The organism is Pseudomonas sp. efr-133-TYG-103a, assembly GCF_030209235.1.
Classification (GTDB): Bacteria; Pseudomonadota; Gammaproteobacteria; order Pseudomonadales; family Pseudomonadaceae; genus Aquipseudomonas.
Map to the genome: position 1 here is coordinate 1 of NZ_JARVSK010000018.1, position 24,460 is coordinate 24,460.

Here is a 24,460-nt window from a genome sequence, read left to right on the forward strand (position 1 = left end):
GTTTCGTCTGCGCCGGAAGTGGGGCGAATTATAGAGACATTGAGAGGGGCGTCAACCCCTAATTTCATTAAATTGTCATATCGGTCAAAAATCAGCTGATAAGCGAAAAGGCGAACCTTGCAGCCCGCCCTCTTGCGCGTGATTAAAGACTTGGGAAGGCAAACTGCGAAGCCTCGTGGCTGGCCCGCTGCGGCCAGCGCTGGGTGATGGCCTTGCGACGAGTATAGAAACGCACGCCATCCGGACCGTAAGCATGCAAGTCGCCGAACAGAGAACGTTTCCAGCCGCCAAAGCTGTGGTAAGCCACCGGCACAGGCAACGGCACATTGACGCCGACCATGCCGACCTCGATCTCATCGCAGAACAGCCGGGCGGCTTCACCGTCGCGGGTGAAGATGCAGGTGCCGTTGCCGTATTCGTGATCGTTGATCAGCTGCATCGCCTGCTCAAGACTGTCGACCCGGACGATGCAGAGAACCGGACCGAAGATCTCTTCCTTATAGATACGCATCTGCGGGGTGACCTGATCGAACAAGCATCCGCCCAGGAAGAAACCCTCTTCGTGACCTGAAACGGTCAGACCCCGACCGTCGACGACCAGCTTTGCACCCGCCGCCACGCCGTCTTCTATATAGCCGCTGACTTTATCCCGATGCTGACCGGTCACCAGTGGTCCCATGTCGAGGCCACAGCTGGTGCCTGCGCCAATTTTCAACGCCTTGATCTGCGGCACCAGTTTGGCTACCAGCGCATCAGCAACCTGATCGCCCACGCAAACGGCGACCGAAATAGCCATGCAGCGCTCGCCACACGAACCGTAGGCCGCGCCCATCAATGCACTGACCGCATTGTCGAGATCGGCATCCGGCATCAGCACCGCGTGGTTTTTGGCGCCGCCGAGTGCCTGAACACGCTTGCCGCGCGATGTCGCTTCCTTATAGATGTACTCGGCGATCGGCGTGGAGCCGACGAAGCTGAGCGCTTTGACCTCTGGCGCCTCGATCAGCGCATCGACCGCGGCCTTGTCGCCGTGCACGACGTTCAGGACGCCCTTGGGCAAACCTGCCTCATGCAGCAACTGAGCGATCAGCAGCGTCGAGCTTGGATCGCGCTCGGACGGCTTGAGGATAAAGCAGTTGCCACAGGCGATCGCCAATGGGTACATCCACAGTGGCACCATGGCCGGAAAGTTGAACGGTGTGATTCCCGCCACGACACCCAGCGGCTGGAAGTCGGACCAGGCGTCAATGTTCGGGCCGACGTTACGGCTGTACTCACCCTTCAGAATCTCGGGCGCGGCACTGGCGTACTCGACGTTTTCGATCCCACGCTTCAATTCGCCGGCAGCATCTTCCAGGGTCTTGCCATGTTCTTCACTGATCAACTGAGCGATGCGCGCTTCGTTCTGTTCCAGCAGTTGCTTGAAGCGAAACATGACCTGGGCGCGTTTGGCAGGTGGCGTGTTGCGCCATGCCGGGAAAGCCGCCTTGGCCGAATCGATCGCCTGCTGCACGGTTTCGCGACTGGCCAACGGGACCTTGTGAATCGCCTGTCCGGTGGACGGATTGAACACGTCGGCGGTGCGACCGGTGTCGCTGACCAGTTCGCCGTGAATCAAGTGTTGAATGTTGCTCATGGGTTAACTCCGCAAAAGGGTGCTCGCAGGCGCAGCCTGAGCCGCGCCTGTTGATAAGTCAGGTAGGTCAGTCGATCTGGTTGAGCGCTTCGCCGACCGCATCGAACATGCGGTCCAGATCCTGAGGTTTGCTGTTGAACGTTGGCCCGAACTGCAGCGTGTCACCACCGAAGCGGACATAGAAACCGGCTTTCCACAGTTTCATCGCGGTCTCGAACGGTCGAACGATTGCATCGCCATCGCGGGCAGCAATCTGAATCGCACCTGCCAGGCCGTAGTTGCGAATGTCGATGACGTTTTTGCTGCCTTTAAGACCGTGCAGCGCATTCTCGAAATGCGGCGCGGTCTCAGCGACTTGCTGCACCAGATTTTCACGCTTGAGGATATCCAGCGCCGCCAGCCCCGCAGCGCAAGCGACCGGGTGTGCGGAATAGGTATAACCGTGGGGAAATTCGACCGCGTATTCAGGAGTCGGCTGGTTCATGAACGTCTGGTAGATCTCGCTGCTGGCGATCACTGCGCCCATCGGAATGGCGCCATTGGTCACCTGCTTGGCGATGCACATCAGGTCAGGGGTCACCCCGAAACTGTCTGCGCCGAACATCGAGCCGGTACGACCAAAGCCCGTGATCACCTCGTCGAAGATCAGCAGAATATTGTGCTGGTCGCAGATTTCACGAAGGCGTTTGAGGTAGCCCTGCGGAGGCACGATGACGCCAGCAGAGCCGGCCATCGGCTCGACGATCACGGCTGCGATGTTGGAAGCGTCGTGCAGTTCGATCAACTTGAGCATCTCGTCTGCCAGCGCGATGCCGCCCTGCTCTGGCATCCCCCGGGAATACGCGTTGCTTGCCAGCAATGTGTGAGGCAGATGATCGACATCCATCAGTTGACCGAACATCTTGCGGTTGCCGTTGACGCCGCCCAGGCTGGTGCCCGCAATGTTCACGCCGTGATAACCCCGGGCGCGCCCGATCATTTTCGTCTTGGTCGCCTGGCCTTTCAGGCGCCAGTAAGCGCGAACCATCTTGACCGCCGTGTCGGCACACTCCGAACCCGAGTCGGTATAGAACACATGATTGAGGTTGCCCGGCGTCAACTCAGTGATTTTCTCAGCCAGCTGGAATGACAACGGATGGCCGAACTGGAAAGCGGGCGAGTAATCGAGAGTGCCCAGTTGCCTGGCCACGGCTTCCTGGATTTCCTTGCGTGTGTGACCCGCGCCGCAGGTCCACAGACCAGAGAGGCCATCGTAAATCTTGCGCCCCTTGTCGTCAGTCAGATAGCTGCCTTCTGCAGCCACGATCAGTCGCGGATCACGCTGGAAATTGCGATTGGCCGTGTAGGGCATCCAGTGAGCATCGAGTTTCAACTGACTGGCCAGCGACATATCGGACGATTCGGGCATGTTCATCGGAATAACCTCACAAGGACGTGGGTGGCCTGTCTTCATTCCCTTGAACAGGATCGGGAAGCAGTGCCGGTTGCAGCTACGTTGCCACGGGCATAAAGTCGGGAAAACCCTGCTTTTATGATCTTTAGTTGGCTGACTACTAAACTATGAGTACTCGACGTTCCGATCCGCTGGCACAAGTGAGTGATTTTGATATCCGCCTGCTGCGCATCTTTCGCAGCGTCGTCGAGTCGGGCGGTTTCTCCGCAGCCGAAAGTGCGCTGGGGATTGGCCGATCCGCGATCAGTCAGCAAATGAGCGATCTCGAACAACGCTTGGGACTTCGTCTCTGTCAGCGTGGGCGAGCGGGGTTTTCCCTGACAGAAGAAGGTCGTGAGGTGTATCAGTCATCGCTCCAGCTGCTCAGCGCACTCGAGAGTTTTCGTACGGAAGTAAACGGTCTTCACCGACACCTTCGAGGCGAGCTGAACATCGGCCTGACTGACAATCTCGTGACCCTCCCCCACATGCGAATCACCCACGCGCTTTCACAGTTGAAAGAGCGCGGGCCGGATGTGCACATCAACATCCGGATGATCGCCCCCAATGAGGTCGAGCAAGGTGTGCTCGACGGTAGCCTGCATGTGGGTGTCGTGCCTCAGGCCAGCGCACTGTCGGGTCTGGAGTACCAGCCGCTGTATAGCGAACGCTCGCTGCTGTACTGCGCAGTGGGTCATCCATTGTTTTATGTGGATGACGCCCAACTGGACGATGAGCGGATCGCGGATCAGGAGGCGATCGCCCCGACATTTCGACTTCCCGCCGAGATCCAGGCGCACTATCAGGCGCTCAAATGCACGGCCAGTGCTTCGGATCGGGAAGGCATGGCATTTCTCATCCTGACGGGGCGTTACATCGGCTACCTGCCAGATCACTACGCGACATTCTGGGTTCAGCAAGGCCGACTGCGGCCGCTCAAACCGCGCACTCGCTTTTATGATCTGAGCCTGGTAACCGTCACCCGCAAAGGGCGTCGCCCTCATTTGGTGCTGGAGAGCTTTCTTGAAAGTCTGGCTGCGACACGATGAGGCCTGCAAGCGCGAACAGCGTCACCAGTCAGTGCCGTCGAGATGACGCCTTCATTAGCTAACTAATTGAAATAGCTGGCAATAACGAGAGTCGTGAACCGACTACCTGATCAGTTGGACAGGTTTTTGCAATACGAGTCAGGTTGGCGCCGTTCATGCCGCGTCGACTTGGCCCCCCACAGAAACCGAGAGCACGACATGCAGCCTGATGCGCCAGAGAATAACGACCTGATCTACGGACTGAATGATCGTCCCCGCCCGGCGCCCGCCATACTGGCGGCGATTCAGCATGTGCTTGCGGCATTCGTCGGCATCATTACACCCCCCCTGATCATCGGCTCAGCCTTGGGCCTGGGTGCGTATCTGCCCTACCTGATCAGCATGGCACTGATGGTTTCTGGTGTAGGCACATTCATCCAGGCGCGTCGTCCGTTCGGAATCGGTGCCGGCATGATCTGCCTCCAAGGCACCAGCTTTGCGTTCTTGGGGGCAGTGCTGTCAGCAGGCTTCATGGTCAAGGCGCGCGGCGGCAGCCCGGAGGACATCATGGCCATGGTGTTCGGGGTATGCTTCTTCGGTGCGATTGTGCAAATCGTGCTCAGCCGGTTCATCGGACAGCTTCGTCGGGTCATCACGCCGCTGGTCACAGGCATCGTCATTACATTGATCGGCGTGAGCCTGATCAAGGTTGGCGTCACGGACTTGGGCGGTGGCTTCAACGCACCGGATTTCGGCGAGCCGCGCAACCTGCTGCTCGGTACGTTCGTGCTGCTCGTGATCATCCTGCTCAATCGCTCGAATACACCCTGGATTCGTTTGTCTGCCATCATCATCGGCCTGGCGGTCGGCAGCATCGCGGCCTGGTTTTCCGGAAAGCTTGCGCCGCAGGCCATCGGCGACGTTGCGCTGATCAGTGTTCCGATCCCCTTCAAGTTCGGATTCAGCTTTGACTGGGCAGCTTTCCTGCCCGTTGCGCTGATTTATCTGATCAGCAGCATTGAGACCGTTGGCGACCTGACCGCCAACTGCATGCTGTCTCGCGAGCCCATCAAAGGCCCCAGCTATATCGCTCGTTTGAAAGGCGGCGTGCTGGGCGATGGCGTGAGTTGCATGATCGCGGCGACATTCAGCGCGTTCCCCAACACGACATTCGCCCAGAACAATGGAGTTATTCAGCTGACGGGCGTGGCCAGTCGGTACGTGGGTCTCTACATCGGACTGATCCTGTTTTTGCTCGGACTTTTCCCTGTCATCGGCGCGATTCTTCAGCAGATTCCCAAGCCGGTGCTGGGCGGGGCGACGCTGGTGATGTTCGGCAGCGTGGCCGCGGCGGGTGTGCGCATCCTTGCCCAGTCGCCGCTGGACCGACGCAGCATGTTGATCATCGCCACTTCGTTCGGTGTCGGGCTGGGTATCGCCGCCCAACCGACGTTGCTCCATCATTTGCCGCAATTGGTGCAGAACCTGTTTGACTCCGCGATCACCAGCGGCGGGCTGACCGCGATCGTCATGAGTCTGTTGCTGCCGGAGAAGAAGGAGGCCAGCGCTGAAAAAAAGCAGGAACTTGAGGCGTTCGAGCATTAATTTGCATCGCAGGCGCTTGTCGGATCGACGCGGGTGCGTTATCTGTTCACCGCGTCGCACACAATGATCCGTCTGGAAACGCACATGACCCTTGAAGTCCCTGCTCACAGCGCCAGCGCCACGAAACCGGCCAGCCGTATTCGTCAGAAGAACGAAGAAGCGATCATGAAAGCCGCCGAGGACGAGTTCGCTCGCCACGGTTTCAAAGGCACCAGCATGAATACCATCGCGCAGAACGCCGGTCTGCCGAAAGCCAATCTGCATTATTACTTCACCAACAAGCTGGGGCTGTACATCGCGGTCTTGAGCAACATCATTCAGTTGTGGGACAGCACGTTCAACAACCTGAAGGTCGACGATGACCCGGCTCAGGCGCTGACTCAGTACATTCGCGCCAAGATGGAGTTTTCTCGTCGCCAGCCGCAGGCGTCGCGGATCTTCGCCATGGAAATCATCAGCGGTGGCGAGTGCCTCAACGAATATTTCAGTCAGGATTATCGACAGTGGTTTCAAGGCCGGGCGGCTGTGTTCCAGGCGTGGATCGATGCCGGAAAAATGGACCCCGTGGACCCGGTGCATCTGATTTTCCTGCTGTGGGGCAGCACTCAGCACTACGCGGATTTCGCCACTCAAATCTGTCAGGTGACAGGCCGCAGCCGTCTGACCAAGCAAGACATGGAAGTGGCAGGTGATAACCTGATTCGCATCATTCTCAAAGGCTGCGGGCTGACGCCGCCGATCTGAAGCCTCAACGAACGCCAGCTGGACACATTGATGCCCTCAACCCTTATCGGCCCATGCGAGTTTCGCGAAGAGATTCGCAAGAGCCGCTTCATCACCCTCGCCGCGCCTATAAACAGTCCCGCCGACGCGCAGGCGTTCATCGAACAGCACAGCGACTTGAACGCCACGCACAATTGCTGGGCCTGGAAACTCGGCGCGCAATACCGCAGCACCGACGACGGCGAACCGGGCGGCACTGCCGGCCGACCGATTCTGGCGGCTATCGAATCGCAGGATTTCGATCAAGTGGTGGTGCTCGTCATTCGCTGGTATGGCGGCATTCAACTGGGTACCGGCGGGCTTGCCCGGGCCTACGGCGGCGGAGCGAACAAGTGCTTGCAACAGGCTGACCGTCGCGCCTTGGTCAATCGGGTTGAAGTGACATTTGACTGTTCGTTCAGTGAATTGGCCTTGGTGAAATTGCGCCTTTCTGAACTCGACGGGCGGGTGAAGGGAGAAGACTTCACCGCCGTTGGTGTGGACCTCAAGGTTGCGCTGGCCCCCGAGCACATAGACACCTTTCAGCGTCAGCTTTCGGATATCAGCCGTGGACGCATCGTGCTGCATCGGCCCTGACATCGAACGACAGAACTGAACACGTTGCCCACATCTACTGTGCACCTGCCTGTGGACAAGCTGAGCACATCCCAGCGCAGGCCTTGATCCACATGGGCTGCGCAGTGATGATCATTTTTTGATCAATCACACCCTGCGCAGAATAATTCAGCCGGAAAACAGTGAGTTAGGTCGCCTTATCACGACTAGATCCTAGGGCGAGGTCGCTTATACCGCGGTTTTCAGCTTGCGCACATTAACTGTGGAGCATCCTGTGGATAACACGTGCAAGGTTGTCCACAGCGCCGGGAATACCTCGCCTGCACGGGTTTGGTCATTTTTCGTACAAATTAATTGAACCTTTGTGACAATCGCTTACAGCCCCTTCGGGCAGGGCCTCCAGCAGCGTCTGTCAGCCTGTCGGAAGCTTCACTCAAAAAATGTTTACTCACTGACCGCCCATCCATCTGTTACGTTGCGACACCTCAGCTTCACCTCATGGAAGCCGACTGACGCGAGCCAGAAAAACCAAATTCCTTCTGGCGTGCGCGGTCCACTCTGAGAGCACAGTGGTTTCGTTCTTCAAGGAGTTTAAATATGTCTGCCAAGAAAACTGCACTGATCATCGGTGCGTCTCGGGGCCTGGGCCTGGGACTGGTAAAGCGCCTGACCGAACAAGGTTGGGATGTCACTGCGACCGTCCGTGACCCGCTCCATTCGGACGCCTTGAAGGCAGTACCTGGCGTCCACGTCCAGACACTGGACATGGACGAGCAATCGTCGCTGGAAGTGCTGACGCACAACTTGAAAGACCAGACCTATGACCTGCTGTTCGTGAACGCCGGGATCAGCGGTCCGAAACATGACAATCCCACCGACGCCACTGCGGGCGAGCTGGGCCAGCTGTTCCTGACCAATGCTGTCGCGCCGATTCGGCTGGCCAAGCGCTTCGTCAACCATATCCGTCCAGAGACCGGCGTCATCGCGTTCATGAGTTCGGTACTTGGCAGCGTAACCATGCCGGATGCACCGGAAATGGCCCTGTATAAAGCCAGCAAAGCCGCGTTGAATTCGATGACCAACACATTCGTGACGCAACTGGGTGAAAACAAGCCCACCGTTCTGTCGATGCACCCGGGCTGGGTCCGCACTGACATGGGTGGCGAAGGTGCGGACATCGACGTGCAGACCAGTGTCAACGGCATGGTGGAGCAGCTCGAGCGTTTTGCGGGCAAGGGTGGACACCATTTTGTGAACTACAAAGGTGAGACGATTCCCTGGTAATCGTTGCCGATTGGACGGAGCGGTTCAGTGCTTAAGGGCCGCTCCCCTTCAAAAATGGCGGTGCTCAACGCTTGATCGAAGTGCGCACCCCCTTCTAGAATTCCCACCCTCGCCACGCGCATCATCCGACGCCGTAGCGACCCTGGATCAGCAGACAGGGCAAAACTGAGCTGGCGACCTGAACCCACTTTCAGAGGAGCCGGCACCATGCCCGCGATCCGTATCTGGTTGAAAAATCCCCTCGCTGTGTTCACTGCCAACGATCTCGACGCCCAAGGTGGCGTGGTCGTGGAAAACGGCGTGATCGTCGAAATGCTTGCCACTGGCCAGGCGCCCTCGCAGCCTTGCGATGAAATCTTCGACGCCCGCGAACATGTGCTGCTGCCGGGCCTGATCAACACGCATCATCACTTCTATCAGACGCTGACCCGCGCATGGGGTCCGGTGGTCAACCAGCCGTTGTTTCCCTGGCTCAAAACCCTCTATCCGGTCTGGGCGCGTCTGACGCCGGAAAAGCTGGCGCTGGCAAGCAAAGTGGCGCTGGCGGAACTGTTGCTGTCCGGTTGCACCACTGCCGCTGACCATCATTACCTGTTTCCCGACGGGCTGGAAAACGCGATTGACGTACAGGTCCAGAGCGTGCGGGAACTGGGCATGCGGGCGATGCTCACGCGCGGCTCGATGAGCCTGGGTGAAGCGGACGGTGGCCTGCCGCCTCAGCAAACCGTGCAGCAGGGGCACGTGATTCTCGAGGACAGCCAGCGTCTGATCGAGACCTACCACGAGCGCGGCGACGGCGCCCGGATTCAGATCGCCCTGGCGCCCTGCTCGCCGTTTTCCGTCACCACGCAAATCATGACCGAAAGCGCGGCCCTGGCCGAACAGCTGGACGTGCGGCTGCATACACACCTGGCCGAGACGCTGGACGAAGAAGACTTCTGCCTGCAACGGTTCGGCCTGCGCACAGTGGATTATCTGGAAAGTGTCGGCTGGCTGGGCCCACGCACCTGGCTCGCTCACGGGATTCACTTCAATGAGCAGGAAATCGCCCGACTGGGCAACGCGGGCACGGGTGTCTGTCATTGCCCGACCTCGAACATGCGACTGGCTTCCGGCATCTGCCCGACACTGGATCTGATCGCCGCCGGCGCGCCGCTGGGTCTGGGCGTGGATGGATCGGCGTCTAACGATGCATCCAACATGATGCTCGAGGCCCGGCAGGCGCTGTATCTGCAACGACTGCGCTACGGCGCTGAACGGACCACACCGCAATTGGTGCTGCGATGGGCGAGCAAGGGGTCGGCGCGGCTGCTGGGGCGCAGCGATATCGGCGAGTTGGCGGTCGGAAAACAAGCAGATCTGGCGCTGTTCAAACTCGATGAACTGCGTTTCTCCGGCAGCCATGATCCGGTCTCGGCGCTTCTGCTGTGTGGCGCGGACCGGGCAGATCGCGTGATGATCGGCGGTCAATGGCGCGTGATCGACGGCCAGGTCGAAGGGCTGGACGTCGCAGGCCTGATCGCCGATCACCGACAGGCAGCGGCAGCATTGATCCAGGGTTGATGGCGGGAACCTTGAAGCCGCTGCAGATTTGCCAGCGTTTGCAATCGCTGGCAAATCGGCCGCGTCGTCACAGCCCCAACAGCGACAGCATCACGAACGTGGCAAACAGTACGAAGTGAGTCATGCCTTCGATGGCGTTGGTTTCGCCGTCGTTGAGGTTGATCGCACTGACCAGCAACGTGACGAATATCATCAGCGTCTGGACCGGCGTCATCGCCATCTGGAACGGCTGACCGGTATAGAGCGCCATCGCTTCCATGACCGGGACCGTCAGGATGACCGTCGACAGCGACGCTCCCAGTGCGATGTTGACCACCGACTGCATGCGGTTGGCCAATGCCGCGCGCAAGGCCGTGAGAATTTCAGGCGCCGCCGAGATCGCGGCCACCAGGATCGCCGTCATTACCGGCGGCGCGCCGCTGCCCTCCAGTCCCAGATCGACGGTCTTGGACATCACCTCGGCCAGCGCGCCGATCACGACGACGCCAAAGACCAGCGTACCGATCGAAAAAGCCAGGTTGACCGGCTCACTGTGCTGCTCGGGCTGGTCCTTGCGGCGTTTTTTATCCGGGTAGCTGTAACTGAAAAAATAACTGTGCGGCCCCACCTGCATGCGCAGGAACAGACCGTACAGCACGATCATCGCGCCGATGGTGAAGGCCGAGTAGACCTTCCAGTTGGATTCGGGAATGAACTCCGGCACGACCATCGACACTGCCATCGCGGTCAGGATCATTACGCTGTAGGACCGCGCGGAGTCATCGTTGTAGGACTGCTCGCCATGCTTGAGCCCGCCCATCAGCGCGGCCAGTCCGAGAATCCCGTTGATGTCGAGCATGACAGCCGAGTAAATCGTGTCGCGTACCAGCGTCGGCGAAGGCTCGTTGCTCATCATGATTGCCAGGATGACCACTTCCACCAGCACTGCCGACAGCGTCAGGATCATCGTGCCATAGGGATCGCCGACCTTTTCCGCCAGCAATTCGGCGTGGTGAGCGACGCGCATCGAGGCACAGATGATGAACCCCACCAGCGCCACACCCGCCAACAACGCGACCGTGTGCCCATTACTGAGCAGAACGTGTTCCAGCGGATAGGCGATGCACGTTGCGATGATCGCCAGTAGTAGAAATTTTTCCTGCTTGAGAATCGTGCCCATCGCTGCCTTTATCCCTGCGACCGATGCCGCACGTCCATGAAGTATTCCGGATTGAAGCCGTTGAGAGTGCTGATTGTAAATAAAGGTTTCACAGCGACGCCCGGATGTTCGGAGGTCTTTTGTCGCACCCCCTTGCCGCAGGTATGAACCGTCCGGTCAGGTTTTTACCCAGCCTGGCCCGATGAATCTGTAGAATGCCGACATTGCACCTGATGAGAAACGCACATGTACGACTGGTTGAACGCCCTGCCCAAGGCAGAACTGCATCTCCACCTGGAGGGTTCGCTGGAGCCGGAATTGTTGTTCGCGCTGGCTGAGCGCAACAAAATCGCCCTGCCGTGGAACGACGTCGATGCCCTGCGCAAAGCGTACGCCTTCAACAACCTGCAGGAATTTCTCGACCTCTATTACCAAGGCGCGGACGTGCTGCGCACGGAGCAGGATTTTTACGACCTGACCTGGGCTTACCTGGAACGCTGCAAGGCGCAGAACGTGATCCACACCGAACCGTTCTTCGACCCGCAGACCCATACCGATCGGGGTATCCCGTTCGAGGTCGTGCTCAACGGCATCGCTCACGCGCTGAAGGATGGCAAGGAAAAACTGAACATCAGCAGCGGCCTGATTCTCAGCTTCCTGCGTCATCTGAGCGAAGAAGAAGCCGAAAAGACCCTCGACATGGCGCTGCCCTTCCGCGACGCATTCGTGGCAGTGGGTCTGGACAGTTCTGAGCAGGGCCACCCGCCCAGCAAGTTCAAGCGTGTGTTCGACCGCGCACGTAATGAGGGCTTCCTGACCGTGGCTCACGCGGGTGAAGAAGGCCCGCCGGAATACATTTGGGAAGCGCTCGATCTGCTGAAAATCCAGCGGATCGACCACGGCGTACGTGCGATCGAAGACGAGCGCCTGATGCAGCGAATCATCGACGAGCAGATCCCGCTGACCGTCTGCCCGTTGTCCAACACCAAGCTCTGCGTGTTCGACGACATGAGCCAGCACAACATCCTCGACATGCTCGAGCGCGGTGTGAAAGTGACCGTCAACTCCGATGACCCGGCGTATTTCGGTGGGTATGTCACCGAGAACTTCCATGCACTGCACACGCATCTGGGCATGACCGAAGCACAGGCGCAACGCCTGGCGCAGAACAGTCTGGACGCCCGCCTGATCAAACCGTGATCGTCACAGGTTAGAGATAGCCACAGATTGCCGGTCGCGCACGTAAACCGTGCCCGCGCCGGCAAGCTGTCGACGCCCCATCGACACGCCCTTCACGCAACTGCCTAGCAGCAACGATCGGCTACGCCGCCGCGGCAATGCGGTTGATTTCACGCTGCCCGTTGGAAGACACCTGCAGCGTACTGGCCTCCTCGGTCGCCCGCAGCCAACCCAACTGCAGGAACAACTGTAGAAGTCCGGCGCCCAGCGCACCTCCAAGATGCGGACTGCTTTCATTGCAATCAGCGCATGCGCAAACGGTCTCCCGTCGTCGGTGGGCCAGTGCCGGAACGAAAATGCCGCGCTCGGCAAATCTGGAAACGCCCACGCTGGTGACTTCCAGGCGCTGTTCGGATTGCTCGATCCAGCCGGCGCCCAACATCCGCTGATACAACTCGGTTGCCATCTCACCGCCCAGGTGATCCGAACAGACGCGAGCCCTGCGCAGTGGCAACGGCGGCAACGGTTGCGCGAGGCTGCGGTTGATCAGCTCGGCGCTGACCATCGACGCACTGACCAGCGCCTGAACCGCCACGCCTACTTCCGGCGCGGCCAGTCTGAAGAAGCGCTTGCGCCCGCGCACTTCTTGACGCAGCAATCCACCAGAAGCGAGTCGCGCGACATGCGCACCTACGGAGGCGGTCGACAACCCGACCATCAGGGCCAGTTCGTCAGCGGCGCGTGACGTTCCGTCCATCAGCGCCCACATGATCGCGCTGCGTTTGGGATCGGCCAGTAACGCGGCGATCTGGCTGATGCAAGGTACGTGTTCCATGTCTTCACTCCCTGTTGAACATTCATCTGTTGCGATGACCCGGCAATATCGTCTCGAACGAAAAACCACGGCGTGAGATCACTGTTGTAATCCACGCCTGATCGCTATCCATACACGGGTCCAACCATAATGGTCGTCCGGAGCGCGCTGGGGCCTTGATCTATATCAGCCAAGGGGAATTCCGAATGTCAGAATTCGCCCACATTACAGCTCCGGAATAAGGATCATCACAGTTACGAACGGTGTTCTGTTAAATCGGATCGACTGCGGCCGCATAGTATAAGCCGTACCTTCGCCAGATAATTAAGCGGGACGGCTCGGCCGCAAGAGGATGTAAGCCGTCCTGACGAACGTTGTGCAAAGCTTGCCCGTTACAGATGTTAATGCAAGCGGCGATACGGCCACTTAACCGTTCAAAACCGGGCGTCAGAAGGCATTCCTCGAAAATCTGGAAATGTCGCGATGGCAAATGCCTACAACCAAAGGTCAAAAAACTTTCAAGAAATAAATCTCTCTGAGCGTGCATGATTTCGGCACCAGCAACTGATCGACAACAGCCCACTTTATTGATCGGTGTTTTTATGTAAGAAGTTTCGACTTTTTAAGTAGTAATAAGCTGCAAAGGGAGTTTGTTTTTTCTACTCACCGAACACGTCCGTACCGGTGTTAATTGTCGGAAGGGAGTCGGCAACGCCGTGCGCGTTGCCGATGGGCTCAGATGCGGACGTCTTCGCGTTGCACCAACGCATCACGCTTTTGCTGAGCGCGACGAGTGATCGTCGCGAGGCCCGCCGCCAGAACGCCGCACAGGGTAATGACGGCGGCCATCGGCACCGCCGTGCCGTCGTGCAACACGCCGACCAGGGCCGCGGCGCCTGCCGCCACGCTGAACTGCAGACAACCGAGCAGCGCCGACGCGCTTCCGGCGCGCCTGCCCTGCCCGCTCATCGCACAGGCCGAGGCGTTGGGAATGATGCAGCCCAGGCTGGCGATGTACACGAACAGCGGGATCAGCAGCGGCCAAAGCCTTTCGGTGTGCATCGACGCAATTCCGAGCAGCGTCAGTGCGGCGGCCAGATAGATCCAGACCGTTCTGGACAACAACCAGGCCGGCCCGTAACGCCCCACCAGACGGGCATTGACTTGAGCGATCAGGATGAAGCCCGCCGCATTGGTGCCGAACAGCCAGCCGTAGTGTTCTGCCGGCACACCGTAGAGCTTGATGAACACGAACGGCGAACCTGCGATGTAGGAGAACATGCCGGCCATGGCAATCCCGCCGGTCAGCGCGTGGCCGAGGAAAATCCGGTCGCCGAACAATCGCCAGTACGAACCCAGGGCACCTGACAACGGCAGACGTGGATGATCAGCCGGCATGCTTTCCGGCAATCCCTTGAACACCGCGGCGGCGGTGAGCGCGCTGAACACCGTGAGCGTCAGGAAGATGGTCTGCCAGCCGTAGACGTTCACCAGCAGGCCGCCCAGCATCGGCGCCAGAATGGGTGCAAGCCCCATGACCAGCATGAGCTGCGAGAACACTTTCGCCGAATCCACGGGCGAGCACTTGTCGCTGACGATCGCACGCGACAACACCATCCCGGCGCAGCCACCCAGCGCCTGGACAAACCGCGCGGCGATCAACCATTCAAGGCTTGGAGCGAGCGCGCAGGCAAGCGATGCAAGGGTGAATAATCCAACGCCGAACAGCAGCGGAATTCTGCGGCCGAAGCGGTCGGCAATCGGGCCGTAGACCAGTTGGCCGATGCTCAAGCCCAGGAAATAGGAGGCCAGGGTCATCTGGACGTGTTTTTCGTCCGTGCCAAAGGCCAGGGCGATGGCTGGAAAGCCGGGCAGATAAAAGTCGATGGCCAAGGGGCCGAAAGCGCTGAGTGCGCCGAGGATCAGGATCGTTCTGAGGTTCATCAATCTTCCTAAACGGTTTGACGCAGCGCGACAGTTTACCAACGTTGAATCTTCTCAGGCCCGCCGTACGGAAATTACTAAAAGTTTTTTCAGAATGGGGCCATCAGGCGGAAAGCCGGAACTTATCGCGCCTGACCGGACATCGGTTAATGGATTTCCTACAGCGCTTTTACAAATAACTCACAGATCCGCTTCTAAACTTTTTCCATAAGTTCGAGGGTTACGGAAATGAATGCGCGCTGGGCAGTGCTGTGGTGTGTGGTGGTTGTCGCCGGATGTCAGTCTACCCACGACCAGTTATTGGCCGAAGGTTACCCGCCGGCGTTTGCCGATGGTTTTCAGGATGGCTGCGGCAGTGGCCGGCAGTCGGTGGACATCATGAAGGGGCAATACAAAAAGGATGTTCCGCGTTATCTGCGTGACACGATCTACGCGCAAGGGTGGAGCGACGGATTCCGTCAGTGTCAGGCGCAGTTGGAGAATCGCAATATTCAGGATCAGGGCCGCGACAGTATCTGGAATGACCGCGACCGGGCCTGGGAACAGCAGAAGACGCAGGACGCCGCCAAGGCCTACCGCTCTCACTGACGTGCAGGTCGTTGGCGGATCGACGAGGAAACTATCCGCGTGTCGGCACGGCCCAACGTTCATGAGTCTTGAACAGGGAGCACATCATGAGTAGGGCCTTCGTCAATGAAGATCACGCCGCCGCGCAGGCGAGTCAGCCGGTAGAGCGCCAGGTCAGCGGCAATCCCAATTACGTGACCGCCAACGGACTTGCCCAACTGCAGACGCATGTGGCGACGTTGCAGGCGCAGCATGGCGAGCAGACATCGCGCGGAGAAAGTGCAGACAAACAGCGCTTGGCCGACATCGAACGCGACCTGCGTTATTTCAATCAGCGTCTGCACAGCGCTCAAGTGGTGACGCCAGCGATCTCCACGGAAAAAGTACAGATCGGCAGCTGGGTGACGTTTGCTGATGAAGACGATCAATCACAGCGCGTGCAGCTGGTGGGCGAGGATCAGGCCGATGCCGCCAGCCAGCTGATCAACTGGGCCTCGCCCTTGGGCAAAGCGTTGCTGGGCGCGGAAGTGGGTGATGAGGTCACCTGGCAGCGTCCGGCGGGGGATCAGATCATCGAGATTCTGCAGATTGAGGCGGATACGTGACTTGGCAGAGGCCTTGTCGGGGATGTTGATTGCCGGGTGTGTGCGTCTGCTGCGGGGTGTGGTCAGGCAATAGAGCTTTGTCGGATACGAACGTCTTCGCGAGCAAGCTCGCTCCCACAGAGGTTGGGGTCAGCCCATCTTTCGAGGTAAAAAAAACGGAGCCCTGAGGCTCCGTTTTTCGTGCGCATCGCGGATCAGGCGAGTTTTTTGTGGCGTACGCGGTGCGGTTGGGCGGCGGCGTCGCCCAGGCGTTTCTTGCGATCGGCTTCGTACTCGGTGTAGTTGCCTTCGAAGAACACAGCCTGCGAGTCATCTTCGTACGCAAGGATGTGAGTCGCCACGCGGTCAAGGAACCACCGATCGTGGGAGATCACAATGGCGGCGCCCGGGAAGTCCAGCAGCGCTTCTTCCAGCGAACGCAAGGTTTCGACGTCGAGGTCGTTGGACGGTTCGTCGAGCAGCAGGACGTTGCCACCCTCCTTCAACGTCAATGCCAGGTGCAAACGACCGCGTTCACCACCGGACAGGTCCTTGACGAACTTCTGCTGATCGCCGCCCTTGAAGTTGAAACGGCCCACATAGGTGCGCGACGGGATTTCATAGTTGCCGATCTTGATCATGTCGGAACCGTCGGAAATCTGGGCGAACACGGTTTTGCTGCCGTCCAGGTCGTCACGGCTCTGATCGACGCAGGCCAGTTGCACGGTTTCACCGATTTCAATGGAGCCCGAATCCGGTTGCTCTTTGCCCATCAGCATTCGGAACAGGGTCGACTTACCGGCACCGTTACCGCCGATCACGCCGACGATGGCGCCTTTAGGCATGGCGAACGACAGGTTGTCGATCAGCACGCGATCGCCGTAGCCTTTGCTGACGTTCTTGAATTCGATGACCTTGTCGCCAAGGCGCGGACCGGCCGGGATGTAAATCTCGTTGGTCTCGCTGCGCTTCTGGAATTCCTGCGACTGCATTTCTTCGAAGCGTTGCAGACGGGCCTTGGATTTGGACTGACGGGCCTTGGCGCCTTTGCGCACCCATTCCAGTTCTTCCTTCATGGCCTTTTCATGAGCCGACTGCTGCTTGGATTCCTGGGCCAGACGATCGGACTTGGCTTCGAGCCAGCCGGAATAGTTGCCCTCGTAAGGAATACCGGCTCCGCGGTCGAGTTCCAGAATCCAGCCAGCGACGTTATCCAGGAAGTAACGGTCGTGGGTGATCGCAACCACGGTGCCCGGGAAGTCGTGCAGGAAATGCTCCAGCCAGGCGACGGAATCGGCGTCCAAGTGGTTGGTGGGTTCGTCGAGCAACAGCATGTCCGGTGCGGACAGCAGCAGGCGGCACAAGGCCACGCGGCGCTTCTCACCGCCGGAGAGGTGTTCGACCTTGGCGTCCCAGGCTGGCAGACGCAGCGCATCGGCGGCGACTTCCAGTTGACGTTCAAGGTTGTGACCGTCGCTGGCCTGAAGAATGGCTTCGAGCTTCGCTTGCTCAGCGGCGAGCTTGTCGAAATCGGCATCAGGCTCGGCGTAGGCCGCGTAGACCTCGTCCAGTCGAGCCTGAGCGTCCTTGATCACGCTGACCGCTTCCTCGACCACTTCACGAACGGTCTTGGTCGGGTCCAGCTGTGGCTCCTGGGGCAGATAGCCGATGTTCAGTTCCGGCATCGGGCGCGCTTCACCGTCGAACTCGGTGTCGACACCGGCCATGATCTTCAGCAGCGTGGATTTACCCGACCCGTTGAGGCCGAGGACGCCGATCTTGGCGCCCGGGAAGAATGACAGTGAGATGTTTTTCAGGATTTCCCGCTTCGGCGGAACAACTTTGCTCAGCCGATGCATGGTGAAGACGTATTGAGCCATGGAATGAAAACCTGGTTAGGACTGTGAATAAAGGCGCGAGCCGAGTCGCAAAAATCGCTTTTTTTAGCTGCGCAACTTGCCGTCGGGCGATTCCGGGCCTTGAATTGATCAATACTTGACCGCAACAGCTGCGGCAAACTTCCGAGCACCGGTATTAAAGCTGGAGCAATGTTTGCAAGCGTCGAGTCAGGCGTACAGAAATCGGGCGCAGCGCGCGTCGCGCAAAGCTACCCGAATGCTGTCGACAGGGCAAACCGTGCGGCCCAATGGGGCTGGCACTTAGCCACAAGTCAAGGCATGCTAGCCGCCCTTTGGGCGTCGAGCATATAGTGCATTTCGCACACGCTGATTCAGTCCGGCAGTCAGGATCACAGTTTGTCCACACCAACACCCACTTCACCCTTGCGCCCATCGAGAAGCGCGACGGCAGTGCCTTTTCGAGGCTCGCTGAAAGGCGCGCTCGCGGTGCTGGTGCTGCTGATGCTTGCGCTTCTGCTCTGGCAACTGGTCGAGCAGTTCCAGCAGACCCAAGAGCGTCAACATCAACGCGCGGTGGATTACAGCATTCAACTGGCCGACCGGCTTAGTCTGAACATGGCGCTCAATGCCCAGGTTGCGCTCAATCTGCTGGACGATGCCAAAGGCCCGCCTCAGAACGCCGATCAGAAGGCATCGATGCTGGCTCATTTGCGTCAATCGATGCCGGGCCTCGACAGTGTCGTGTGGCTCGACGCCGATGCGAAGGTCACTGCAGACAGCGACCCGGCGAGCAGCGACGCCAGCTTTTTGACTCAGATGCTGCCGTCCATCCAGGGACGCACCTACTATTACGCAGACGCCAGAGACAGTGCGTCTTTTTACCTGTTCGTTCGTCAGCCCGGCGCCAGCAACGACCGCTACTGGGTGCTGCGGCTCAATCCGACCGCGCTCAGAACCCTGACGCGCCAGAGCGATCAGGACTATCAGCCAGCGTGGCTGTTGGAGAATCGCGACAATCAGCGGCAGATTTATCGCGGCGGCGCACAAGATGCGCAACTGACCGACAGCAACATCCAGACCGTGCTGCTCGAACCGCTGACCAACAGCGACTGGCAGCTGCGCGGCCTCTACGACGCGTACAAAACCCGTCAATCGCTGATCGCGCCGTTGATCGGCAAATGCCTGATTGCCCTGCTCTGCTCCATCGTTCCGCTTTTCGCATTGCGCAGTTTGCGTCGGCGCCAGTTGCAGTTGCACGAAAGCCGTCGTCGCTACAAAGACATCTTCGAAGGCACCGGCGTCGCACTGTGCGTGCTGGACCTGTCCGGCTTGTCCGAATACCTGAAACACCTGCAACTCTTCAGCAGCGAAGATTTGAGGGCACGCCTGCTAAAGCACCCGGATCAGCTGGAAGGCCTGCTGCATCAACTGCGCATCGCCGAAGTCAATCAGGTCGCGGCGCAACTGCTGCAAGCCGAATCGGCGGAGAACGTCTGGCAGCAATTGATTGAAGGTTGCCCACGCTCCCGGCAAGGCATAGGCCTGCAGATACTGGAGGCGGTGCTCGATGGCCGGCGTCAGCTGGAACTAGAAATCCTCCTGCCGGACGCCGGCGGCAACGATAAGCATCTGTGGCTGGTGGTGCGTTTTCCCGAGCATGCCGAAGATTTCAATGCGGTCATCCTGAACATCAACGACATCACCAATCGCAAGCAGACCGAGCTCTCGCTGCAGGAACGGGAAGGTTTCTGGTCCGACGTGGTGCGCACCGTTCCCGACCATCTGTACGTCCAGGACGTCACCAGCCGTCACATGATTTACAGCAACCATCATCTGGGCCACACGCTGGGTTACAGCCGAGATGAGCTGCAGCAGATGGGTGAGTATTTCTGGGAAATCCTGCTGCACCCGGAAGACACCGATCAATACGAATTCTTGCGTCTGGCACGCACCGAAGAAGGCCGCAGCGACCTCACGCAGTGCCAGTTGCGCTTTCGGGACCGGCAGGGCCGCTGGCGTCGCTTCGATATTCGCGAACAGGCACTGGCGCCGGACAAACACGGCAAGGTCACTCGCATCATCGGGGTGGCCAAGGACATCACGGAGCAGATCGAAGCCAGCCAGTCGTTACGCGACAGCGAGCAGCGCTACCGGATGCTGGCTGAAAGCATCAGCGACGTGATCTTCTCCACCGATCAGAGACTTCAGCCCAACTATGTCAGCCCTTCGGTCAACGCCGTATTGGGCTACAGCGCCGACTGGATTCTGGAGAACGGCTGGAACTCGATCATCGCCAACCCGCAGCAACTGGTTGCACTTCAGGCGCTGCTTCATCGCATCGGCAAGTCGCTGTCGCAACCCGAAGCGCTCGCCGAATTGCGCACAGAGATCGGCACCCAGTTGTTCCTTTTCGACTGCCTGCGCGCCGATGGGCGCAAGATTCCGGTGGAATTGCGCCTGGTGCTGGTATGGGATGAATTCGGAACCTTCGAAGGCGTTCTCGGCGTCGGCCGTGACATTAGTCAGCAGCGCCGCGCAGAAAAAGACCTGCGCATGGCGGCCACGGTTTTCGAGCACTCGACCTCGGCGATCCTGATCACCGACCCCGCCGGCTACATCGTTCAGGCCAACGATGCGTTCAGTCGCGTCAGTGGTTATGCCGTTTCGCAGGTGCTCGACCAGTTGCCGATCATGCTGACGGTCGAGGACCAGCAAGAAGCGCACATGAGCTACATCCTCAAACAACTGCATCAGCGCGGCAGTTGGGAAGGTGAGCTTTGGCTCAAGCGTCGCGACGGCGAACATTATCCGGCCTGGGTCGGCATCACCGCGGTGTTCGACGACGAAGGCGATCTGGCCAGTTACGTGTGCTTCTTCAGTGACATCAGCGAGCGCAAGGCCAGCGAGCAACGCATTCATCGCCTGGCCTATTACGACGCCCTGACCCACCTGCCCAACCGCACGCTGTTCCAGGATCGGCTGCACACTGCGCTGCAGCAGGCTGAACGGCAGAACGCCTGGGTCGTGCTGATGTTTCTGGATCTGGACCGCTTCAAGCCGATCAACGACTCGCTGGGCCATGCCGCCGGCGACCGGATGCTCAAGGAAATGGCCTCGCGGCTGCTGGACTGCGTGGCCGACGATGACACCGTCGCGCGCATGGGCGGCGACGAGTTCACCTTGTTGTTGCAACCTGGCGCCTCGCAGCAGGCCGCACTGACACGTGCCATTCATGTGGCCGAGCAGATTCTCGCCAGTCTGGTGAAACCGTTCGTGCTGGAAGGCCGGGAGTTCTTCGTGACCGCCAGTATCGGTATTGCGCTCAGCCCGCAGGACGGCAACGAACTGAGCCAGCTGATGAAGAACGCCGACACGGCGATGTACCACGCCAAAGAGCGCGGCAAGAACAACTTCCAGTTTTATCAGGCCGATATGAACGCCAGCGCCCTGGAGCGTCTGGAACTGGAAAGCGACCTGCGTCATGCATTGGAGCAGGAAGAGTTCACGCTGTACTACCAGCCGCAGTTCAGCGGCGATGGCAAGCGCCTGACCGGTGCCGAAGCGCTGCTGCGCTGGCGCCATCCGCGTCGCGGCCTGGTGCCGCCGGGGGATTTCATTCCGGTGCTCGAAGAGCTCGGTCTGGTGGTCGAGGTGGGCGAATGGGTGCTCAAACAGGCGTGCCAGCAGCTGCGCGAGTGGCATAAGGCGAAAGTCCGGGTGCCAAAAGTGTCGGTGAACATTTCGGCGCGGCAGTTCTCCGACGGCCAGCTGGGCACGCGCATCGCCAACATCCTCAAGGAGACAGGTCTGCCGCCTGCCTGCCTGGAGCTGGAACTGACCGAAAGTATCCTCATGCGGGAAGTCAGCGAAGCGATGCAGATCCTGGCGGGGCTCAAGCGTCTCGGCCTGAGCATTGCGGTCGACGACTTCGGCACCGGTTACTCGTCCCTGAACTACCTCAAACAGTTCCCGATCGACGTGCTCAAGATTGACCGCACTTTCGTCGACGGCCTGCCGTCGGGCGAGCAAGACGCTCAGATCGCCCGCGCCATTATTGCGATGGCTCACAGTCTGAACCTCGCCGTGATCGCGGAAGGCGTGGAAACCCACGAACAACTCGAGTTCCTGCGCGAACACGGCTGCGACGAAGTGCAGGGCTACCTGTTCGGTCGCCCGATGCCGGCCACCCGCTTCGAAGCGCAATTCAGCAATGACGCGCTGTTCATGCTCGATTAGAAGCAGCTCCCCTCTGTAGGAGTGAGCTTGCTCGCGATTGCGGTCGTCCTGACAGAAATGCGGAGACTGATACACCGAATCGCGAGCAAGCTCACTCCTACAGGTGCCGCGTCAGTCTGGATGAAAACCGCTTGTCCAAGACATGACTGGCTTTCATATGCCAGATAAAACCCGATGTTGTAGAATGCCCCCCTTTTCTACTGCCCGATCCCCGAGGACCGCCATGTTCAGCCGTAATTTGACTATCGCCAAGTACGACTCCGACCTGTATGCCGCTATGGAACAAGAAGCCAAGCGCCAGGAAGAGCACATCGAGCTGATCGCCTCGGAAAACTACACAAGCCCTGCTGTCATGGAAGCCCAGGGTTCGGTGCTGACCAACAAATACGCTGAAGGCTACCCAGGCAAGCGTTACTACGGTGGCTGCGAATACGTCGACATCGTCGAGCAACTGGCCATCGATCGCGCCAAAGAGCTGTTCGGTGCCGACTACGCCAACGTTCAGCCGCACGCCGGTTCCCAGGCCAACAGCGCCGTTTACCTGGCCCTGCTCAACGCTGGCGACACCATTCTGGGCATGAGCCTGGCCCACGGCGGTCACCTGACTCACGGCGCCAGCGTGTCTTCCTCGGGCAAGCTCTACAACGCAGTTCAGTACGGCATCGATGGCAACGGCCTGATCGACTACGACGAAGTCGAGCGTCTGGCGGTCGAGCACAAGCCCAAGATGATCGTGGCCGGTTTCTCGGCGTACTCGCAGATTCTGGACTTCCCGCGTTTCCGCGCCATCGCTGACAAGGTCGGCGCTTACCTGTTCGTCGACATGGCCCACGTGGCCGGTCTGGTCGCCGCTGGTGTCTACCCGAACCCGGTTCCATTCGCGGACGTGGTCACCACTACCACCCACAAAACCCTGCGCGGCCCACGTGGCGGCCTGATCCTGGCGCGCGCCAACGCCGAGATCGAGAAGAAGCTGAACTCCGCTGTATTCCCGGGTGGCCAGGGCGGTCCTCTGGAGCACGTCATCGCCGCTAAAGCGATCTGCTTCAAGGAAGCGCTGCAGCCAGAGTTCAAGGCTTACCAGCAGCAAGTCGTGAAAAACGCCAAGGCCATGGCTGGCGTGTTCATCGAGCGCGGTTTCGACGTGGTGTCCGGCGGGACCGAAAACCACCTGTTCCTGCTGTCGCTGATCAAGCAGGACATCTCCGGTAAAGATGCTGACGCCGCGCTGGGCAAAGCCTTCATCACCGTGAACAAGAACTCCGTGCCTAACGATCCGCGCTCCCCGTTCGTCACCTCCGGCCTGCGCTTCGGCACCCCGGCCGTGACCACTCGCGGCTTCAAGGAAGCAGAGTGCAAGGAGCTGGCGGGCTGGATCTGCGACATCCTGGCTGACCTGAACAACGAAGCGGTCATCGACGCCGTTCGTGAGAAAGTCAAAGCCATCTGCGCCAAGCTGCCGGTTTACGGCGCGTGATCTGACGCAGCAGCAGTGGCATGAAAAAGCCCGGCTCCAGAGCCGGGCTTTTTGTTTCAGGGCGCACTTTTCGTAGGAGCGCTTGGTCCTGGGACGCGGTACATCAGACAGACCGCATGGCCCGTGTTCACGACGACTGCGTCGCCGATCGCGAGCAAGCTCACTCCCACAAGTTCTGCGCTCGACACAAATTCTGGCAACGCCACAAATCCCCTGTAGGAGCGTGGCTTGCCCGCGATCTGGCGCGCAGCGGCAGCAGAATCGGATGACGCGGTGCATCAGACAGACCGCATGCGCAGGTTTTACGACGACTGCGTCGCCGATCGCGGGACAAGCCACGCTCCCACAGGTAGTGCGTCAAGTTCGCGAGCATGTTCTCTCCTATAAATTCTGCGCTCGACACAAAACTTCGCAACGCCACAAATCCCTTGTAGGAGCGTGGCTTGTCCCGCGATCTGGCGCGCAGCGGCAGCAGAATCGGATGATGCGGCGCATCAGACAGACCGCATGCGCAGGTTTTGCGACGACTGCGTCGCCGATCGCGGGACAAGCCACGCTCCCACAACTTCGCAACGCCACAAATCCCTTGTAGGAGCGTGGCTTGCTCGCGATCTGGCGCGCAGCGGCAGCAGAATCGGACGACGCGGTACATCAGGCAGACCGCATGCGCAGGTTTTACGACGACTGCGTCGCCGATCGCGGGACAAGCCACGCTCCCACAACTTCGCAACGCCACAAATCCCTTGTAGGCGCGTCATGTATTCGCGGGCAAGCGC

The 24,460-nt window shown here is 59.4% G+C and carries 17 protein-coding genes; 11 read left to right on the forward strand and 6 right to left on the reverse strand.

All coding sequences use genetic code 11. The features are described from left to right. Positions 1-142: 142 nt before the first annotated feature. A complete protein-coding gene (locus QRN36_RS16160) occupies positions 143-1,636 on the reverse strand; it encodes a CoA-acylating methylmalonate-semialdehyde dehydrogenase (protein ID WP_285424975.1) in 1,494 nt (497 codons plus the stop codon). A 67-nt stretch (positions 1,637-1,703) separates the two neighbouring features. Next, positions 1,704-3,050 (reverse strand): aspartate aminotransferase family protein, encoded by a 1,347-nt coding sequence (locus tag QRN36_RS16165; protein ID WP_285424976.1) that lies wholly within the window; start codon positions 3,048-3,050, stop codon positions 1,704-1,706. Between the two features lie 146 nt (positions 3,051-3,196). On the opposite strand from QRN36_RS16165, the gene QRN36_RS16170 reads away from it, so the two are divergent. The 6 genes from QRN36_RS16170 (at position 3,197) to QRN36_RS16195 (ending at position 9,886) form a co-directional block, all read left to right on the forward strand. Next, a complete protein-coding gene (locus QRN36_RS16170; protein WP_285424977.1) occupies positions 3,197-4,117 on the forward strand; it encodes a LysR family transcriptional regulator in 921 nt (306 codons plus the stop codon). A gap of 198 nt (positions 4,118-4,315) precedes the next feature. Then, entirely contained in the window at positions 4,316-5,701 is a 1,386-nt protein-coding gene (locus tag QRN36_RS16175; protein ID WP_285424978.1) for a uracil-xanthine permease family protein, read from the forward strand. Positions 5,702-5,785: 84 nt separating this feature from the next. Beyond that, positions 5,786-6,445 (forward strand): TetR/AcrR family transcriptional regulator, encoded by a 660-nt coding sequence (locus tag QRN36_RS16180; protein ID WP_285424979.1) that lies wholly within the window; start codon positions 5,786-5,788, stop codon positions 6,443-6,445. A 30-nt stretch (positions 6,446-6,475) separates the two neighbouring features. After that, on the forward strand, positions 6,476-7,060 hold the full coding sequence (locus QRN36_RS16185) for a YigZ family protein (RefSeq protein WP_285424980.1): 585 nt from the start codon (positions 6,476-6,478) through the stop codon (positions 7,058-7,060). 576 nt (positions 7,061-7,636) lie between these two features. After that, positions 7,637-8,323 (forward strand): SDR family oxidoreductase, encoded by a 687-nt coding sequence (locus QRN36_RS16190; RefSeq protein WP_285424981.1) that lies wholly within the window; start codon positions 7,637-7,639, stop codon positions 8,321-8,323. Positions 8,324-8,530: 207 nt separating this feature from the next. Continuing rightward, complete coding sequence (locus QRN36_RS16195; RefSeq protein ID WP_285424982.1) at positions 8,531-9,886, forward strand: 8-oxoguanine deaminase; 1,356 nt, start codon at positions 8,531-8,533, stop codon at positions 9,884-9,886. A 67-nt stretch (positions 9,887-9,953) separates the two neighbouring features. Here the strand turns inward: QRN36_RS16195 and QRN36_RS16200 are convergent, their stop codons facing one another. Next, entirely contained in the window at positions 9,954-11,045 is a 1,092-nt protein-coding gene (locus QRN36_RS16200) for a calcium:proton antiporter (protein WP_285424983.1), read from the reverse strand. Between the two features lie 225 nt (positions 11,046-11,270). On the opposite strand from QRN36_RS16200, the gene QRN36_RS16205 reads away from it, so the two are divergent. Then, a complete protein-coding gene (locus QRN36_RS16205; protein WP_285424984.1) occupies positions 11,271-12,224 on the forward strand; it encodes an adenosine deaminase in 954 nt (317 codons plus the stop codon). A gap of 121 nt (positions 12,225-12,345) precedes the next feature. On the opposite strand, the gene QRN36_RS16210 is transcribed toward QRN36_RS16205, so the two are convergent. Next, positions 12,346-13,038, reverse strand: a complete 693-nt coding sequence (locus tag QRN36_RS16210) for a helix-turn-helix transcriptional regulator (RefSeq protein WP_285424985.1) — start codon at positions 13,036-13,038, stop codon at positions 12,346-12,348. 714 nt (positions 13,039-13,752) lie between these two features. After that, entirely contained in the window at positions 13,753-14,961 is a 1,209-nt protein-coding gene (locus QRN36_RS16215; RefSeq protein WP_285424986.1) for a Bcr/CflA family multidrug efflux MFS transporter, read from the reverse strand. A gap of 228 nt (positions 14,962-15,189) precedes the next feature. On the opposite strand from QRN36_RS16215, the gene QRN36_RS16220 reads away from it, so the two are divergent. Both QRN36_RS16220 and QRN36_RS16225 read left to right on the forward strand, forming a co-directional pair. Next, complete coding sequence (locus QRN36_RS16220; protein ID WP_285424987.1) at positions 15,190-15,549, forward strand: hypothetical protein; 360 nt, start codon at positions 15,190-15,192, stop codon at positions 15,547-15,549. A gap of 86 nt (positions 15,550-15,635) precedes the next feature. Then, positions 15,636-16,133: a GreA/GreB family elongation factor gene (locus QRN36_RS16225; protein WP_285424989.1), complete on the forward strand. Its 498-nt coding sequence runs from the start codon at positions 15,636-15,638 to the stop codon at positions 16,131-16,133. A gap of 194 nt (positions 16,134-16,327) precedes the next feature. Here QRN36_RS16225 and ettA read toward each other — a convergent pair whose 3' ends face one another. Then, positions 16,328-17,992 carry an energy-dependent translational throttle protein EttA gene (gene ettA / locus QRN36_RS16230; RefSeq protein ID WP_285424990.1) on the reverse strand — a complete coding sequence of 555 codons (1,665 nt, stop codon included), beginning with the start codon at positions 17,990-17,992 and terminating at the stop codon, positions 16,328-16,330. A gap of 375 nt (positions 17,993-18,367) precedes the next feature. Here ettA and QRN36_RS16235 point away from each other — a divergent pair, with 375 nt between their 5' ends. Together QRN36_RS16235 and glyA are read left to right on the forward strand one after the other, a co-directional pair. Beyond that, complete coding sequence (locus tag QRN36_RS16235; protein WP_373568761.1) at positions 18,368-22,207, forward strand: EAL domain-containing protein; 3,840 nt, start codon at positions 18,368-18,370, stop codon at positions 22,205-22,207. A gap of 223 nt (positions 22,208-22,430) precedes the next feature. Then, entirely contained in the window at positions 22,431-23,684 is a 1,254-nt protein-coding gene (gene glyA / locus QRN36_RS16240; RefSeq protein WP_093469797.1) for a serine hydroxymethyltransferase, read from the forward strand. Positions 23,685-24,460: the final 776 nt, after the last annotated feature.

Excerpts from the sequence above, each read along its gene's own strand:
- QRN36_RS16185 (WP_285424980.1), top strand. The coding sequence starts at position 6,476 with ATGCCCTCAACCCTTATCGGCCCATGCGAGTTTCGCGAAGAGATTCGC.
- QRN36_RS16180 (WP_285424979.1), top strand. The coding sequence starts at position 5,786 with ATGACCCTTGAAGTCCCTGCTCACAGCGCCAGCGCCACGAAACCGGCC.
- glyA (WP_093469797.1), top strand. The coding sequence starts at position 22,431 with ATGTTCAGCCGTAATTTGACTATCGCCAAGTACGACTCCGACCTGTAT.
- QRN36_RS16215 (WP_285424986.1), bottom strand. The coding sequence starts at position 14,961 with ATGAACCTCAGAACGATCCTGATCCTCGGCGCACTCAGCGCTTTCGGC.
- QRN36_RS16220 (WP_285424987.1), top strand. The coding sequence starts at position 15,190 with ATGAATGCGCGCTGGGCAGTGCTGTGGTGTGTGGTGGTTGTCGCCGGA.
- QRN36_RS16175 (WP_285424978.1), top strand. The coding sequence starts at position 4,316 with ATGCAGCCTGATGCGCCAGAGAATAACGACCTGATCTACGGACTGAAT.
- QRN36_RS16205 (WP_285424984.1), top strand. The coding sequence starts at position 11,271 with ATGTACGACTGGTTGAACGCCCTGCCCAAGGCAGAACTGCATCTCCAC.
- QRN36_RS16190 (WP_285424981.1), top strand. The coding sequence starts at position 7,637 with ATGTCTGCCAAGAAAACTGCACTGATCATCGGTGCGTCTCGGGGCCTG.
- QRN36_RS16160 (WP_285424975.1), bottom strand. The coding sequence starts at position 1,636 with ATGAGCAACATTCAACACTTGATTCACGGCGAACTGGTCAGCGACACC.
- QRN36_RS16195 (WP_285424982.1), top strand. The coding sequence starts at position 8,531 with ATGCCCGCGATCCGTATCTGGTTGAAAAATCCCCTCGCTGTGTTCACT.
- QRN36_RS16210 (WP_285424985.1), bottom strand. The coding sequence starts at position 13,038 with ATGGAACACGTACCTTGCATCAGCCAGATCGCCGCGTTACTGGCCGAT.
- QRN36_RS16165 (WP_285424976.1), bottom strand. The coding sequence starts at position 3,050 with ATGAACATGCCCGAATCGTCCGATATGTCGCTGGCCAGTCAGTTGAAA.
- ettA (WP_285424990.1), bottom strand. The coding sequence starts at position 17,992 with ATGGCTCAATACGTCTTCACCATGCATCGGCTGAGCAAAGTTGTTCCG.
- QRN36_RS16170 (WP_285424977.1), top strand. The coding sequence starts at position 3,197 with ATGAGTACTCGACGTTCCGATCCGCTGGCACAAGTGAGTGATTTTGAT.
- QRN36_RS16200 (WP_285424983.1), bottom strand. The coding sequence starts at position 11,045 with ATGGGCACGATTCTCAAGCAGGAAAAATTTCTACTACTGGCGATCATC.
- QRN36_RS16225 (WP_285424989.1), top strand. The coding sequence starts at position 15,636 with ATGAGTAGGGCCTTCGTCAATGAAGATCACGCCGCCGCGCAGGCGAGT.